This is a genomic window from Parafrigoribacterium humi (assembly GCF_040227205.1).
Taxonomy (GTDB): Bacteria; Actinomycetota; Actinomycetes; order Actinomycetales; family Microbacteriaceae; genus Parafrigoribacterium_A; species Parafrigoribacterium_A humi.
The window spans coordinates 575,059-589,414 of record NZ_JBELOA010000001.1; the positions used below are offsets into that span (position 1 = coordinate 575,059).

At 66.6% G+C, this 14,356-nt stretch carries 14 protein-coding genes; 4 read left to right on the forward strand and 10 right to left on the reverse strand.

What is annotated here, in order from left to right; genetic code table 11:
* The first annotated feature begins 224 nt into the window (after window positions 1-224).
* From ABUA28_RS02735 to ABUA28_RS02745, 3 genes are read left to right on the forward strand one after another with little or no spacing between them, the layout of a single operon-like run.
* Window positions 225-1,304 carry a cupin domain-containing protein gene (locus ABUA28_RS02735; RefSeq protein WP_349902403.1) on the forward strand — a complete coding sequence of 360 codons (1,080 nt, stop codon included), beginning with the start codon at window positions 225-227 and terminating at the stop codon, window positions 1,302-1,304.
* On the forward strand, window positions 1,301-2,134 hold the full coding sequence (locus tag ABUA28_RS02740; protein ID WP_349902404.1) for a fumarylacetoacetate hydrolase family protein: 834 nt from the start codon (window positions 1,301-1,303) through the stop codon (window positions 2,132-2,134). Before ABUA28_RS02735 ends, ABUA28_RS02740 begins: the two co-directional genes overlap by 4 nt.
* Window positions 2,135-2,177: 43 nt before the next feature.
* Window positions 2,178-2,933, forward strand: coding sequence for a maleylpyruvate isomerase family mycothiol-dependent enzyme (locus ABUA28_RS02745; protein ID WP_349902405.1), 756 nt, complete (start codon window positions 2,178-2,180; stop codon window positions 2,931-2,933).
* A gap of 9 nt (window positions 2,934-2,942) precedes the next feature.
* Here the strand turns inward: ABUA28_RS02745 and ABUA28_RS02750 are convergent, their stop codons facing one another.
* Window positions 2,943-4,547 (reverse strand): class I adenylate-forming enzyme family protein, encoded by a 1,605-nt coding sequence (locus ABUA28_RS02750; RefSeq protein ID WP_349902406.1) that lies wholly within the window; start codon window positions 4,545-4,547, stop codon window positions 2,943-2,945.
* A gap of 17 nt (window positions 4,548-4,564) precedes the next feature.
* Window positions 4,565-6,031 (reverse strand): aldehyde dehydrogenase family protein, encoded by a 1,467-nt coding sequence (locus tag ABUA28_RS02755; protein ID WP_349902407.1) that lies wholly within the window; start codon window positions 6,029-6,031, stop codon window positions 4,565-4,567.
* Window positions 6,032-6,186: 155 nt separating this feature from the next.
* Here ABUA28_RS02755 and ABUA28_RS02760 point away from each other — a divergent pair, with 155 nt between their 5' ends.
* The gene (locus ABUA28_RS02760) at window positions 6,187-6,639 is read left to right on the forward strand and encodes a MarR family winged helix-turn-helix transcriptional regulator (RefSeq protein ID WP_349902408.1); all 453 of its coding nucleotides are present in this window, start codon (window positions 6,187-6,189) and stop codon (window positions 6,637-6,639) included.
* Window positions 6,640-6,651: 12 nt separating this feature from the next.
* Here ABUA28_RS02760 and ABUA28_RS02765 read toward each other — a convergent pair whose 3' ends face one another.
* From ABUA28_RS02765 to ABUA28_RS02800, 8 genes are all read right to left on the reverse strand, one after another.
* A complete protein-coding gene (locus tag ABUA28_RS02765; RefSeq protein WP_349902409.1) occupies window positions 6,652-7,548 on the reverse strand; it encodes a PaaX family transcriptional regulator in 897 nt (298 codons plus the stop codon).
* Window positions 7,549-7,592: 44 nt separating this feature from the next.
* On the reverse strand, window positions 7,593-9,077 hold the full coding sequence (locus ABUA28_RS02770; RefSeq protein ID WP_349902410.1) for an aldehyde dehydrogenase family protein: 1,485 nt from the start codon (window positions 9,075-9,077) through the stop codon (window positions 7,593-7,595).
* Window positions 9,078-9,193: 116 nt separating this feature from the next.
* Entirely contained in the window at window positions 9,194-9,670 is a 477-nt protein-coding gene (locus tag ABUA28_RS02775) for a MarR family winged helix-turn-helix transcriptional regulator (protein ID WP_349902411.1), read from the reverse strand.
* Window positions 9,663-10,736 (reverse strand): branched-chain amino acid ABC transporter permease, encoded by a 1,074-nt coding sequence (locus tag ABUA28_RS02780; protein ID WP_349902412.1) that lies wholly within the window; start codon window positions 10,734-10,736, stop codon window positions 9,663-9,665. The genes ABUA28_RS02775 and ABUA28_RS02780 overlap by 8 nt, the downstream gene beginning before the upstream one ends.
* Window positions 10,733-11,587 (reverse strand): branched-chain amino acid ABC transporter permease, encoded by an 855-nt coding sequence (locus ABUA28_RS02785; RefSeq protein WP_349902413.1) that lies wholly within the window; start codon window positions 11,585-11,587, stop codon window positions 10,733-10,735. The genes ABUA28_RS02780 and ABUA28_RS02785 overlap by 4 nt, the downstream gene beginning before the upstream one ends.
* Complete coding sequence (locus tag ABUA28_RS02790; protein WP_349902414.1) at window positions 11,584-12,282, reverse strand: ABC transporter ATP-binding protein; 699 nt, start codon at window positions 12,280-12,282, stop codon at window positions 11,584-11,586. Before ABUA28_RS02790 ends, ABUA28_RS02785 begins: the two co-directional genes overlap by 4 nt.
* Entirely contained in the window at window positions 12,275-13,039 is a 765-nt protein-coding gene (locus tag ABUA28_RS02795; protein WP_349902415.1) for an ABC transporter ATP-binding protein, read from the reverse strand. Before ABUA28_RS02795 ends, ABUA28_RS02790 begins: the two co-directional genes overlap by 8 nt.
* 31 nt (window positions 13,040-13,070) lie before the next feature.
* Entirely contained in the window at window positions 13,071-14,288 is a 1,218-nt protein-coding gene (locus ABUA28_RS02800) for an ABC transporter substrate-binding protein (RefSeq protein ID WP_349902416.1), read from the reverse strand.
* Window positions 14,289-14,356 lie beyond the last annotated feature (68 nt).

Genomic DNA, 14,356 nt, shown 5'->3' on the forward strand with positions numbered 1-14,356 from the left:
AGACACTGTCTCGACATCGAGATATCTCGATATCAAGAGACTTGGACCAGAAAGAACTCTACCCGCTTGCCCGCTGCACATTCACCGGGAGAACTGTCAGTAGATTTTAAGTTCACGCCTTCTTTCGACTCTTGATCCTCTCCACATTCGAGAATATAGTTTGTGTACTGAGCATTTTCGCGTGCGCACTGGATGCGCCGCGCTCACGGACAAAGGAGACCGCAATGCAGCAGATGGATGGCCGGGCCGACAGCCCGGAACTCGAGGCGCTCTACCGTGACTTCGAGGCGAATCAGATGTCCCCGCTGTGGACGCAGCGCGAGGGGCTCATGCCGATGGCCCCGGAGCCTTCCGCCATTCCCTATGTATGGAAGTGGAACGTGCTCTACGACCTAGCCAAGCGCAGCGGAGACCTGGTCCCCGTCGGTCGCGGTGGCGAGCGTCGCGCGATCGGCCTCGCGAACCCCGGCCTCCCCGGCACGGCGTACTCGACCCCGACGCTGTGGTGCGCCATCCAGTACCTCGGGCCGCACGAGACCGCACCGGAGCACCGCCACAGCCAGAACGCCTTCCGCTTCATCGTCGAGGGCGAGGGCGTGTGGACCGTCGTCAACGGCGACCCCGTGGCAATGCGCCGCGGCGACCTGTTGCTGACACCGGGCTGGCACTTCCACGGACACCACAACGACACCGACCAGCCGATGGCCTGGATCGACGGCCTCGACGTTCCGTTCTCCCACTACACCGACGTCGGATTCTTCGAGTACGGCTCAGAGCGCGTCACCGACGAGGCCTCCCCCGCCGTCTCGCGCGCCGAGCGCCTCTGGGGCTACCCGGGGCTCCGCCCGCTGTCCGGCCTCGAGAACACCGCGAGCTCTCCGCTCGCCGCCTACCGCTGGGAGCACACGGATGCCGCGCTGCGGGAGCAGCTCGCGCTCGAAGACGAGGGACACCCCGCCACGGTCGAGCAGGGCCATGCCGCGATCCGCTACGTGAACCCGACCACGGGCGGGGATGTCATGCCCACCCTGCGCGCGGAGTTCCACCGCCTGCGCAAGGGCGCCGAGACCCCCACCAGGCACGAGGTCGGCTCCTCGGTCTGGCAGGTCTTCGAGGGCAATGGCACCATCGTGCTCGGCGGCGCCCTGCACACGGTCGAGACCGGAGACATCTTCGCTGTGCCGTCCTGGGTGCCGTGGTCGCTCCACGCAGACACCCAGTTCGACCTGTTCCGCTACAACGACGGGCCGATCATTGACAGACTGAACTTCACCCGCACCTACATCCCAGGAGAGACCGCGTGAAACTTGCCACCCTGCGCACCCAGAGCGGAACCGCCGCGGTTCTGCTCTCCGGCGACACCGCGACCGAGATCACGGGGGTCCCGGATGTCGGGGCACTGCTGGCACTCGACGACTGGCGCTCGATCGCCGCGTCGGCATCCGGCACCGCGCACGCACTCGCCTCGATCGAGCCGCAGCAGTGGGCGCCCGTGGTGCCTCACCCGGGAAAGATCCTGTGCGTCGGCCTGAACTACCGCAACCACATCCTCGAGATGGGGCGCACGCTCCCCGAGTACCCGACCTACTTCGCGAAGTACCCCGAGGCACTCGTCGGGCCGTACGACGACATCGAGCTCGCCTCGGTCTCGGACGCGGTGGACTGGGAAGGCGAACTCGCCGTCGTCATGGGTGCGCCTGCGCGCAGGGTCGACGAGGCCCAGGCCGCGGCGACGATCGCGGGCTACGCGGTCATCAACGACGTGACGATGCGCGACTACCAGTACCGCACGCTTCAGTGGTTGCAGGGCAAGACCTTCGAGAACACGACGCCGTTCGGGCCCTACCTGGTCACCGCGGACGAGTGGTCGCCCGGGCCGACTCTCACGACCACGGCAGACGGCGATGTCATGCAGGAGGTGTCGACGGGAGACCTCGTGTTCACGCCGGCGAAGCTGATCTCCTACTTCTCCGACGTGCTCACCCTGAACCCCGGCGACGTCATCGCGACCGGCACGCCCGGTGGCGTCGGTCACGCGCGTAAACCACCGCGTTACCTCGTGGACGGATCACGGCTCGAGACCACCATCGAGGGCCTCGGCAGCCAGTCCAACCGAGCGGTCGCGGTCGCATAAGACATCGAGAGACCGAGCACGACGAGACGGAGAGGATGCGGCGATGGCAGCGCGCAGTGACAAGACGAGCAATCCGGAGATCAAGGCCGGCCTCCTGCTGGCCAGACGCGGCACCGCCTATTTCTCGCGCAAGCTGAACGAGCTGCGCGATGATGAGTTCGACGAGCCGTCCGGACTGCCCGGCTGGGATCGCAACCACCTGATCGCGCACGTCGGCTACAACGCGCGCGCCCTCACCCACCTCACCGAGTGGGCCGCGACGGGCGTCGAACACCCGATGTACGCGTCTCCCGAGGCCCGCAGGGAGGAGATCGAGCTCGGCGCGACGCTCAGCCCGGTCGCCCTGCGCAACCTCTCCGCGCACGCCGCGGTGCACCTCAACGTGGAGTGGCGCGACCTGCCCGACGAGGCCTGGAACGCCGAGATCCGCACGGCACAGGGTCGGGTCGTTCCGGCATCCACCACGGTGTGGATGCGCACCCGCGAGGTCTGGCTGCACGCGGTCGATCTCCGCAACGGCGGCAGCTTCACGCACTTCCCCGCGGAGCTCGTCGACCGCCTGATCGTGGACGTGCTCAGCAACTGGCGAAAGCGCCAGGAGGCGGAGGGCATCCCGAACTTCGTGCTGCAGCCGGACGACCGCGACGAGGCGCGCTCCATCGGCGAACCGGATGCTGCGGATGCCGTCGTCCTGCGCGGCACGGCGGTCGCACTGTCGCGCTGGGCCACCGGGCGCGGCACGGCCGGCGTTGTGACAGCCAGCGGATCGCCCCTGCCGCTCGCACCACGCTGGCTCTAGGCGCAGCCCTCAATCTCCCGGGATCGAGAGCCTCGCGCGCGCGATCTTTCCCGTCGGAGTCGTCGGCAGGCCGTCGACCACCACGAGCCGCTCCGGCCACTTGTACTTGGCAAGCCCGCGCGACTGCAGGTGCGCGGTCACCTCGGCGAGCGTCAGCTCGTGCCCCTCGCGCACCTTGGCCAGCAGGATAGACTTCTGGCCGAGCCGCTCGTCGTCGATCGGCATCACCGCGAGTTGCTCGAGGCCGCCGAGTTCCGAGAGCAGGTTCTCCACCTCGACGACGCTGAACTTCAGTCCGCCGCGATTGATGAACTCCGTGATGCGGCCCGCGTAGTGCACGTTACCCGCGCCATCCATCGAGGCGAGGTCGCCGGAGTGCAGCCACCCCTCCGCGTCGATCGCCGCCGAGGTCAGCTGCGGGTCGCCCAGATACTCGCGCATGATTGTGGGCGCGCGATAACAGAGCTCGCCCACCTCATCGAGGCCCAGTGGCGCACCATCGGAGCCGACCACGCGTGCCTCGGCGCCGCCGCCCGGGGCACCGATGGTCGTCGTTGCGACCTCGTCCGCATCCCCAGGCCGCGTATAGGTTCCTGCCCCGACCTCGCTCATCCCCCACTGCACGAAGACCTCGGCGTCGAGCTTCTCCCTGATCGCCCGCACGAGCTCGCCTGGCACGGGCGCGCCGCCCGTGCGCACCTGCCGCATGGTGATGGCGCCGCGCTCGACCGCCGCGGTGAAGTCTCGCAGCTGTGCGGGCACCGCGAACGCGATCGTCGCCTTCGCCCCGATCGCCGTCTCGACGAAACGGTCCACGTTCCACCCCGCGATGAGCGCCTGCCCGCTCCCCGCCACGAGGGCGATGTGAATGGACAGCATGCCGAAGGAGTGGCTAAACGGACTCGCGCTGAGCGTCACGTCATCCGGTCTCGCGGACGAGTCCAGGGCGACGTGCCACGCGTTCGTCAGCTGCCCGGCATGCGTGTGCACGCAGATCTTCGGGCGGGTCGACGATGTGCCGCTGGATGCCAGATAGCTGAGCACGGTGTCCGGTCCGACGTCGACGGGCCGCGGGGCGCGGCCGCGATTGCCGGTGATCAGGTCGTTCCACGCGAGCTCGCCCTCGTGCAGGGTGGGCATCCCGTCGTAGTCTGCGCGATCGCGCTCGAGATCGGCGACGATCAACACCGCGTTCGTGCCGATCCCCGCGAGCACGGCACGCGCGTCCTGCAGCCGGTCCCGGCCCTTGATCGTGGTGGGGATGACGAGGGCCGCGAGGTCGACGCGCTCGAGCAGGTGCGTGAGCTCCCACTGACTGTACGGCGTGTGAATGGGGAAGGTGACGGCACCGATCAGTGCCGCCGCCACGTGCGTGACCAGGAACTCCCACGAGTTCGGGGCCTGGACGGCGACGACCGATCCCTTCGTGACACCGAGGTCCTGCAGCGCGGCGGCCAGCGCGTTCGCGTCGACCTGCCAGTCGTGCCAACTGTGGGAGACTCCGTTCGCCCATACCGCGCGCGCGTCGCCGTTCGCCGCCGCGGCTCGTTCGAAGACCTCTCGAACGGTGCGCGGCGGCGCGACGGCAAAGCCTGCTGCCGGACTTTCGCTCATCGACGCCAGTCCCGCGGTCATCCCTTCGGCAGGGCGATGCTGCGGGTGGCCATGAACTCGCGGAGACCCTCGATGCCCATCTCCCTGCCCATGCCGCTGCCATTCACCCCTCCGAACGGCGCGCGCTGGTCGAGCCAGGCCGGCCCGTGGTCGTTCACGAAGATGTAGCCCGCGTGGAGCTGCGCACCGACCTTGACCGCGCGTTCGGGAGACTCCGTCCAGACGGATGAGCAGAGCCCCGCCCAGGTGTCGTTGGCCGCGGCAATCGCCTCGGCTTCGTCATCGAACGGGATGATGGGAACGGTTGGACCGAACTGCTCCTCCGTGACCACGCGCAGCGAAGGATCGGGGTCGAGTACGAGACTCGGCCGCAGGAAGTTGCCGTCGCGCAGGCCCTCCTCCGTCGGCAGCTCACCGAACTCGCGCACTTCTGCGCCGGCGGCGCGGGCCTCCTCGACCAGCCCCGCGACGAAGTCACGCTGCGACGCCGTGTTGAGCGGCCCCATCGTCGTGCCTTCGGCCAGTCCGTGGCCGAGAACGGTCTTCGCGAGGTTGGCGGAGAGCCCGTCGACGACCTCCTGGTACCGCGACCGGTGCACGTAGATGCGCTTGATCGCCATGCAGATCTGCCCGGTGGTGTCGAAGACGCCCTGAAACATCCGGTTGAGCGAATCGTCGTCGAGCTTGGCGTCGTCGAGGATGATCGCCGGGTCGTTGCCACCGAGTTCGAGAGCCACCTTGGTGAGCGTCGACGAAGCCATGTTCATGATGCGTCTGCCGCCGCCCGGGCTGCCCGTGAACGACACCATGGCCACGTCGTCGTTCGTGATGAGCGCGTCGCCGATTTCGGCATCCACACCGGTGATGACGTTGATCACACCGGGCGGAAGCTGCTCCGCAATGCGCTGCACAACCCGCGTCGTGGCCAGCGGCGTCGTGGGCGGTGGCTTGACGATGACGGTGTTACCGGCGAGAAGCGCGTACGGCAGCGTCGCGGCAAGGATGGCGAGCGGCCAGTTGTAGGGAACGATGAGGGTCACGACGCCCATCGGCGTGTACGCGACCGTCGTCTCGTAAGGCGGGCCGGGAAGCACGCTCACGTCGTCGACCTGGTCGGCGAGGGCGGTGGCCAGGCCGAACCGCACATTGAACACGATGAGATCGATGATCGATTCCATCTTGACCTTGCCGTTTTCGCGGCTCAGCACCTGGGCATCTTCGTCCTGGTGCGGTTCGAGAGCGGCGAGGCTTGCGTCCAGGAACGCCGCGCGCTCCTGTGGCGTCAGTGCGGCCCACGCGGGCTGCGCGGCCTTCGCGGCTGCGACCGCCGCCAGTGCCTGTTCTCGGGATGCCGCTGCCGCGACTCCGGCGAGTTGCGCTGGGTTGGCCGGGTCTTTCACCGGCAATTCGCTGGCACCGGCCTCTTCTTTGCCGTTGATAAAGAGGTTTGTTCGTACTTGTTCGTACACCAGTTGTGAACCCATATCGTCTCCATCGTCGATTGTTGGCTCGCGGTACGACCGACTAGGGGGTGCCGCACGGCCCCAGTATAGGCACCAACGCGTGACATGTTCAATGGCGTTCGTCGAATTAAGAGTCGTATATTTCTCCAGACACGAGGGGTGTCATAATCGCCGATATGACTGCACTGGATCTGTCCGAGTACACCGGGTTCCTGATCAGGCGGGCGCAACAGGCGCACGCGAGCCTGTGGTTCACCGAGGGCTCGTTCGAGATCACCTCGGTGCAGTTCGGTGCGCTCAACCTGCTCCAATTGCACCCCGGAATCGACCAGCGCACCCTGGGCGAGCATCTAGGGCTCGATCGGTCGACCATCACGGATGTGTGCCGCCGCCTGCAGCAACGCGGCTACATCGAGCGCGAGCGCGATCCGGAGGATCGGCGCCGCAACATCCTGCACCTCACTCCCCTCGGGCTCGAGGTGGTCACCGAGCTCCAGCCCCGCGCGCGCCGGATCAACCAGATCCTCGTGGGCGGCCTCACCCAGCACGACCGAGACGAACTGCACCGCCTGCTCAACGTGCTGCTCTCCTCGCCAGACCTTCCGGGCATCCCAGACGCCGAGTTGTAGGGAGCCCGCGGGTCAGCGGTGCGCCGCGGCGAACTCGGCGATCGCGGGGGCATGCCGTGCGATGACCTCGCGAACTCTCAGGGTCGCGGGTTCGCGGAGATTGTCATAGGTGCTCAGGAAGATCTCGCGCGCCCTGGGCCTCGGCCAGGCGGGCGGCAGGAGCTGCTCCGGGATGTCGGGGTCGACGCCGGGGAACGAGCGCCAGGCATCCATGAGCCGCGTGCGCTCGACAAGTGCCGCGCTGTCGTTCAACTGCCGGGCGCCCAGACGACGCTGCAGCTCTTCCGTGCTCGCGATGAAGGCGTCGTAGAGCTCGGCGACGTCATCCAGGTCCCACGCGGTGTGCGGGAGTCCGCCGTCGATACCGCCGTCGGGAACCGTCGCGCGGAACGCCGTCGCCGTCGAGATGCCGAGGTCGCGCAATTCGTCGAGCGCCTGCTCGTGTCTGTCATGGGGTGAGATCCAGACGCCGTCGTAGAGCGGCGCGAACCCGAGCCAGCGCAGTCTCGTGCGCAGGCTCCCCCGGGTGGACCGGCTCGACTCCGGGATCGAGAACGCAACGATGGTCCACTCTCCCGACCACTCGCGCGTGCTCGCGCCGAACTCGAAGATGCGCGACCGCCCCTCGTCGAGCACCGTCGACCCCTTGGCCGTGAGCCCGTAGAACGTATTACGCCCGGACTTGCTCGAGACCAGGAGTCCCTGCTTCACGAGTCGACTGAGTGCGGCGCGGGCCGCGGCGTCAGACACCCCGAAATCGGCGAGCAGTTCGACGAGGGCTGCGGACGGCAGCATCTCGCTCCTGCCCCACCAGTAGTCGCCGAGCAGCGTGAGAAGCAGGCTGGGGGGGCTGCCCTGTCGTGTTCTCGCAGTTCCAGACCGAGTGCGCGAGGCGGACGAGTCGGTCATCACTGCATTAAATCAGACCGACCGCCCGTCGCCTGCGCCAGTCGTCAGCTGATCGCGATGACGACGGACTTCGTGCGGGTATACGACTCGAGCGATTCCGGTCCGTACTCCCGGCCGAACCCGGAGTCCTTGGTGCCGCCGAACGGCACGGCTGGGTCGAGCAGGCCCCAGCCGTTCACCCAGACGATGCCGGCATCCAGTCGGGCGGACACGCGGTGCGCACGAGAGATGTCACTCGTCTGCAGACCGGCCGCGAGCCCGTACGGAGTGCTGTTGGCCATCTCAATGGCCTCCTCCTCCGTGTCGAAGGGCTGTACCGTGAGCACCGGCCCGAAGACCTCTTCCTGCACGGCCTTCGCATCGTCTGCCAGGCCGGCGATCACGGTCGCCTTGTAGTAGAAGCCCCCGTCGAGGTCGAGGCGCTCTCCACCCGCGACGATGGTTCCGCCCTGGGCCTTCGCCGACGCGACGTAGCTCTCCACCTTCTCGAGCTGGGCGAGGCTCACCATCGGACCGATCACCGTGTCTGGATCCATCGGGTCACCGAGCGGAACGCCGCCGACGGTGTTGCCGAGGATGCCGAGCACGGTCTCGTAGATCGGGCGCTCCACGAGCAGGCGCGGCCCTGCCATGCAGAACTGGCCGGTGTTGAAGACGAACGCGGAGATGACGGTGCCGATCGCCTGGTCGAGGTCTGCATCCGCGAACAGGATGTTCGGGCCGTTGCCACCGAGCTCCATCGTCACGGGCTTGAGCCGCTCGCCGGCGAGGCTTCCCGCGCGACGGCCCACCTCGGTGGATCCGGTGAAGGCGACCTTGTCGACTCGCGGATCCTGCAGCAGTCGATCGCCGATGACAGAGCCGGAGCCGGTCACGACGTTGAACACACCCGCGGGAACACCGGCCTCAGTGAGGATGTCCGCCATGATCAGCGCGCTCAGCGGTGTATCGCTCGACGGCTTGTGCACGACCGTGTTGCCCGCGGCGAGCGCGGGGGCGATCTTGCTGCTCGAGAGGATGAGCGGGAAGTTGAACGGAGTGATCGCGGCGACCACGCCGAGCGGCTCCCTGCGCGTGTAGGCGAAGGTGGACAGCGGTGTCGGCCGCACGGAGCCGTCGAGGTGCTGCGCCATGCTGGCCACGTACTCGTACTGGTCCGCGGCGGTCGTGACGTCGACGATGTTCGCGAAGGTGATCGGCTTGCCGACGTCCACGCTCTCGGCGAGCGCGATCTCCTCGGCGCGTTCGCGGATGAGCTGCGAGGCCCTGTACAGCACGCGGGACCGTTCTCGCCCGCTCAGCCCCGACCATCCGCCGTCATCGAATGCCGCGCGAGCTGCGGCGATGGCGGCGTCGAGATCGACCTCGCTCGCCCAGGCGACCGTGGTCACGACCTGGCCGGTGGCCGGGTTGACGACGTCGTGGCGCGCGCCGTCTGCGGCCTCACGCCACTGGCCGCCGATGAACAACCGGCCGGGTTCGATCGAGCTCAGGTCCATGTTCTGTCGCACCGCTTCGGAAATCGTCATGACTGCTGCTCCTTCTTCTCATCGTTGAGTAGTCCGGACGACCCACCCCGTCGGCCGGTCAAAACCATCAGGTTTCCTGATTATCTCTCGCGACGAAGGAATACGCAATGATTGCGTCAGTGGGCGCGGACGCCACCGAGCGCGATGCGGCAGGAGTGCAGTGCTTCACGCAATTGCCTCGCCTGCGCCACTGTCATGTCGGCGACCATCTTCTCCTCGATGCCCTGAACGGCCTCGCGGAGCGAGTCGAGAGTGTTCTGGCCCTCCTTGGTGAGCGAGAGCAGGTACTGGCGATGGCTGCGGGGATCGCGACGCCGGGCGATGAGCCCTCGTCCGTCGAGCACGGTGATCATCTGGGCCATCGTCTGGGCGCGAACGAAGGAGTTGCGGGCCAGTTCTGCCGAGGTGAGCTCCGGATGCCGCTCGAGCACGGTCAGCGCCGTGTACTGCAGGGCGGTCAGCCCGGCCGTGTGCACGGCCTCGTCCAGGTGCGACCGCACGGCGAGCTCGACCTGCTTGATGAGATAGAGCACGGTGATCTCGGGCGATCCCGTCCTCGCCGGCTGCGTGGACGCGTCCGCAGAACTAAGCACTTGAGACATCACTTTCCACTTCCGTCGTCTGGGCGCCCGCCGTCGGGGAACTCGTCGTCTGGGCGATCGTCGACGTGGACGGTGGCGGCGGTGATCCCGCGGGATTCCTGCGCGCCCGGAAACGCGCCAGGGCGTCCGTGATGGTCGGCTGGATTCCACGCGGGATGAACAGCAAGACGCAGATTAGCACGATGCCGTAGCCCGCATACTGGAGCATCGGGGCCGCGGTCGGGGGCAGTCCGGGCAGGCTGCCCAGGGTGTTGAGCACCTGCAGCAGCACAGACACGAGCACCGCACCGATCACACCGCCCCAGAGCGTTCCAAGGCCACCGATCACGGCCATGATCACGTAGCTGAACGACTGCATGGGCGGGAAGGAGTCCTGGCTCACGTAGGGAATGAAGAAGGCGCCGATGCCGCCGGCGAGCCCCGCGAAGGCACCGGAGATGGCAAACACGGAGAGCTTGCTGCGAAGGATGGGCACGCCGGACGAGCTCGCGGCGGACTCGCTCCCGGCCAGGGCGCGAATACCGCGACCGAAGCGACTTCCCACGAGATTCCGCGAGATGAGGAGCACGACGGCGAGTGCGATCAGGGCGATATAGGCGTAGGTCAGCTGGCCGGACACGGTCAGGTTCCCGATGCCGAGCGGCGGGATGCCCGAGATACCGATGCCGCCGCCGAAGAACGTGATGTTCCCCATGACCGCCTGGACGATCAAGAGCAGTGCGAGCGTTCCGAACGCGAGATAGTGGCCGCGCAGTCGCAGCAGCGGAGCACCGACGACGTACGCGAAGAGTCCTGCGGCGATGGGCGCGCAGATCAGCGCGATAAGAGGGGGAACACCGGCCTTGGTGGTGAGCAGTGCGACGGTCAGCGCGCCGACAGCCACGAAGGCACCCTGTCCGAGCGACACCTGCCCGGAGAAGCCCATCAGCAGCGACAGGCCGGTGACCACGACCGCGGCCAGGACCATCTGTACGTAGAAGGTGAGGTCGTCGAGCATGAGCGGAAGAATCGCGGCAATGATCGCGACGACCGCGATGATGATGTATTTGCCCTTCATTTTGCTTCCTCCGTTGCCAGGCTCCTGTGTCGCGCTATCATGACGACGAGCATCATGAGAAGCGCGACCTGGGTCTGGAACGACCCGCCACCGTATCCCGCGACGAGCGCCCCGGAGACACCCAGTACGAGTCCGCCGATCGCAGTCTTGAGCGGACTGTTCAAGCCGCCGAAGACCGCGGCCGCGAAGCCGCTGAGAGCCAACGGAAGATCCGAATAGAACGACATCGGGTTGGACGGCGCGATGAGCACGCCGGCCAGACCGCCGAGCGCTCCGGCCACGGCAAAGGAGATGAAGCCCATGCCGCGCACGTTGATTCCGACGAGCCTGGCGGCGCGCGGGTTCGATGCGCTCGCCGTGAGGGCCATGCCCAGGTACGACTTGCCGAAGAACAGCCCCATGGCCACGAAGGTTATCGCCGTGATGACGATGACGAGCAGCCGCTGGCTCTCGAGTTCGACGCCGAGGAAGCTGATCGATCCCTTGACGCCCGGGGGGACCACAGGATCCTGGCCCCAGAGCAGGATGATCACGGCGCCGGACAGGATGGCGAGCCCCAGTGTGACCAGCAGCGAGATCATCGGAGGGGTGCCGCGCTTGCCGATGGCGATGACGCCCATGATCAGCCCGATCACCGCGCAGATGAGCACGGTCACGATCTGCGCGACGCCCTGCGGGAGTATCCCATTAAGCAAGGAGTAGGAGATCAGGCCGCCGAACACCGCGAGGGTGCCCTGCGCGAAGTTCACGACCTTGGTGACCCGGTGGATCACAACGAAGCCACTGCCGATCAGGGCGAAGGACGCGCCGAGCGCGATACCGGAGACGAGATATCCGATGAAGTCGTTCATCGTGCCGCCTCCCCTTCGCCTGCCCGCGTGACGGTGTTCGCAGAGAACTCGCCGAGATACGCGGTCTGGATGACGGGGTCCTTGGCCAGGTCGGACGACTTTCCCGAGGTCACGATCTTCCCGGCCTCCAACAGGTATGCGCGTGAGCAGAGACGGAAGGCCAGTGACACTTCCTGCTCGATCAACAGGATCGTGGTGCCGCGATCCTGGTTCAGTTTTTTGAGGTGTGTGGCCAGGTCGGCCACGACGAGCGGGGCGAGACCGAGCGAGAGCTCGTCGATCACGAGCAGATCGGGCGCTGCCATGAGCGCCCGGCCAACGGCGACCATCTGTTGCTGGCCGCCGGAGAGCGTTCCGGCCTGGTGGCGGCGCAGCGCGACCAGGTCAGGCAGAAGTTCATAGATCGTCGACGTGTCCCGGCTCTTCGCCTTCCACGCGCCGAGCCGCAGGTTCTCGTCGACGGTCATGTCGGCAAACAGCTGTCGACCCTCCGGCACCTGCGCGACCGTTCCGCCGATCGTGATGCTGCCGCTGGCGACGGGAACGATCGAGCTGATCGCGTTCACGAGTGTCGACTTGCCTGCCCCGTTCGGACCGACCAGGGCAACCATCTCGCCCTGCTCAACGGTCAGGCTCACTCCATCGAGGGCGGTCGCCGCGCCATAACGCACGACGACATCGTCCACCTTAAGCATCCACGAGCTCCGTTCCCAGGTACGCCTTGATGACGCGTTCGTCAGTGCGAATCTCGTCTGGTGTGCCTTCGGCAATCACCTCGCCGAGATCGAGAACCGTGATCGTGTCGGCGAGCCTGGTGACCATGGCCACGTTGTGCTCGATGAGCATGATCGTCATTCCTTCCGAGCGAAGCTGGGTGATGAGCTCGGAGAGGCTCTCCCGCTCACCAGCGCGCAGGCCGGATGCGGGCTCGTCCAGCAGCAGCAATTCGGGTTCTCCTGCCAGGGCTCGCGCCACCTGGAGCCTGCGCTGCTGGCCGAGCGGGAGATCTTCGGCCTCACGACCGGCCCACTCCGACAGGCCCACCCGCTCCAGGGCGGCGAGCGCGGATGCTTCGATCCTGCGTTCCTCGGCGCGCTGACCGGGAAGCCGCAGTGCCGCAGCGAAGACACCGCTATGGGACCGCGCGTGCGCACCCACCATGACGTTCTCGAGCACGCTCATCCCGGGAAAGATGCGCGCGCCCTGGAACACGATTGCGATACCGAGTCGAGCACGCGCGTGGGGCGCGAGCCGATCGATCCGCTTGCCATTCAGGGTGATCGACCCGGCCTGGGGCAGGAGGTGTCCGCTGATCAGATTGAACAGCGTCGATTTGCCTGCACCATTGGGGCCGATCACCCCGCGTAGCTCCCCTTTGCCCACCTCGAGGCTGACCTCGTGAGCAGCGAACACCCCGCCGAACGCTCGGGATACATCGTTGACGATGAGCATTGGTTTGTCCCTTGTGAGGTGGCCGACTGCGTTACTTGGGCAGGTTCGTCTTGAACTGGCCGAGCGAGTAGTCGGTTGCCACGAACTTGCCATCCTTGACCTCGACGATGGCGACGGCATCCGTCGTCAGTCCTGCGTGGTTGGTCGGCGAGTACTTGTAGCGTCCTGCGGGCATCAGCACGTCGAGGGACTCGAGCGCATCGCGGATCGCGCCGCGGTCGCTGGACTTGGCCTTCTCGATGGCAGCCTTGACCAGCTGGATTCCAGTGAGTCCGTCGAAGGCGAACTGCGGCGGGTTCACACCGTCGTTCGCAGCCTTCCACGGGGTGACGAACGCGTCGATCTTGGTCTTCAGCGGTCCGGCGGGAAGCTGGTCACTCGGAACGGCGATGCTGCTGGCCATGATGACGCCCTCGGCCGCTGCGCCCGCAGGCTTCACGTAGAGGGTCGATGCCTCAGCACCGGTCATGTACACCTGGATGTCCGGTGCCTTGGCGGCCATCTGCTTCGTGATGATCACGGGAGCGGGACCAGCACCCCAGACCAGCAGGCCCTCGGCCTTGGAGTTCTGCACGTGGGTGATGAGCGCCGAGAAGTCAGTCGCCGTCTGGTCGTATGCCTCGTCCAGCGCGATGTCGACCCCAGCCTTGCTCGCCGCAGCCTTGGTCGCGTCGTTACCGGTCTGGCCGTAGACGTCTCCACCGGCGTAGCCGATGGCGATGCTCTTCACGCCGGTCGCCTTGAAGTAGTCGACCATGGCCTGTGCGTAGACCTCGGGGGTCGCGGGAACCGTGAACGCCCATTTGTTGCTGCCGTCGGCCAGCACGCTGATCGGGCTGAGCGCGAGCATCGGGATCTGGTTCGTCGCCGCGCTAGGGGCAGTGGCGGCGGATGCACTCGCGAACGACGAGGACAGGATCGCCGATACCGACTTGTCGCTGGCCAACTGGTTGAACTCCGTCACCGACTGGGTGACATCCGTCTTGTCGTCTTTCACGATCAGCTTGACCTGGCGGCCGTCGATGCCACCGGCCTTGTTGATGGTCGCGACCTCTTGTTCGGCTGCGGCCTTGTCACCGGTGCCGAGCGGTGCATACGGTCCGGTCAGCGGGACAACCATGCCGATCGTGATCGGGCCGGTCTCGGCCTTCTTGCTGGATGTGCCGGTGTTACCGGATGTCGTTGAACACCCGGCCAAGGCCAGTGCCGTCGTCAGGACGGCTGCTGTGAGTAAACCTTTGTGCTTCATTGCAACTCCAATATTCGCCATTGAATCTCGAATCCCAGGGGTGCTTCGGGAGGGATGTGACCTTCAGG

What these genes read in the sequence shown, in the direction of transcription:
- ABUA28_RS02735 (WP_349902403.1), top strand. Translation starts at nt 225, where the DNA reads ATGCAGCAGATGGATGGCCGGGCCGACAGCCCGGAACTCGAGGCGCTC.
- ABUA28_RS02745 (WP_349902405.1), top strand. Translation starts at nt 2,178, where the DNA reads ATGGCAGCGCGCAGTGACAAGACGAGCAATCCGGAGATCAAGGCCGGC.
- ABUA28_RS02750 (WP_349902406.1), bottom strand. Translation starts at nt 4,547, where the DNA reads ATGAGCGAAAGTCCGGCAGCAGGCTTTGCCGTCGCGCCGCCGCGCACC.
- ABUA28_RS02755 (WP_349902407.1), bottom strand. Translation starts at nt 6,031, where the DNA reads ATGGGTTCACAACTGGTGTACGAACAAGTACGAACAAACCTCTTTATC.
- ABUA28_RS02760 (WP_349902408.1), top strand. Translation starts at nt 6,187, where the DNA reads ATGACTGCACTGGATCTGTCCGAGTACACCGGGTTCCTGATCAGGCGG.
- ABUA28_RS02765 (WP_349902409.1), bottom strand. Translation starts at nt 7,548, where the DNA reads ATGACCGACTCGTCCGCCTCGCGCACTCGGTCTGGAACTGCGAGAACA.
- ABUA28_RS02770 (WP_349902410.1), bottom strand. Translation starts at nt 9,077, where the DNA reads ATGACGATTTCCGAAGCGGTGCGACAGAACATGGACCTGAGCTCGATC.
- ABUA28_RS02780 (WP_349902412.1), bottom strand. Translation starts at nt 10,736, where the DNA reads ATGAAGGGCAAATACATCATCATCGCGGTCGTCGCGATCATTGCCGCG.
- ABUA28_RS02785 (WP_349902413.1), bottom strand. Translation starts at nt 11,587, where the DNA reads ATGAACGACTTCATCGGATATCTCGTCTCCGGTATCGCGCTCGGCGCG.
- ABUA28_RS02790 (WP_349902414.1), bottom strand. Translation starts at nt 12,282, where the DNA reads ATGCTTAAGGTGGACGATGTCGTCGTGCGTTATGGCGCGGCGACCGCC.
- ABUA28_RS02795 (WP_349902415.1), bottom strand. Translation starts at nt 13,039, where the DNA reads ATGCTCATCGTCAACGATGTATCCCGAGCGTTCGGCGGGGTGTTCGCT.
- ABUA28_RS02800 (WP_349902416.1), bottom strand. Translation starts at nt 14,288, where the DNA reads ATGAAGCACAAAGGTTTACTCACAGCAGCCGTCCTGACGACGGCACTG.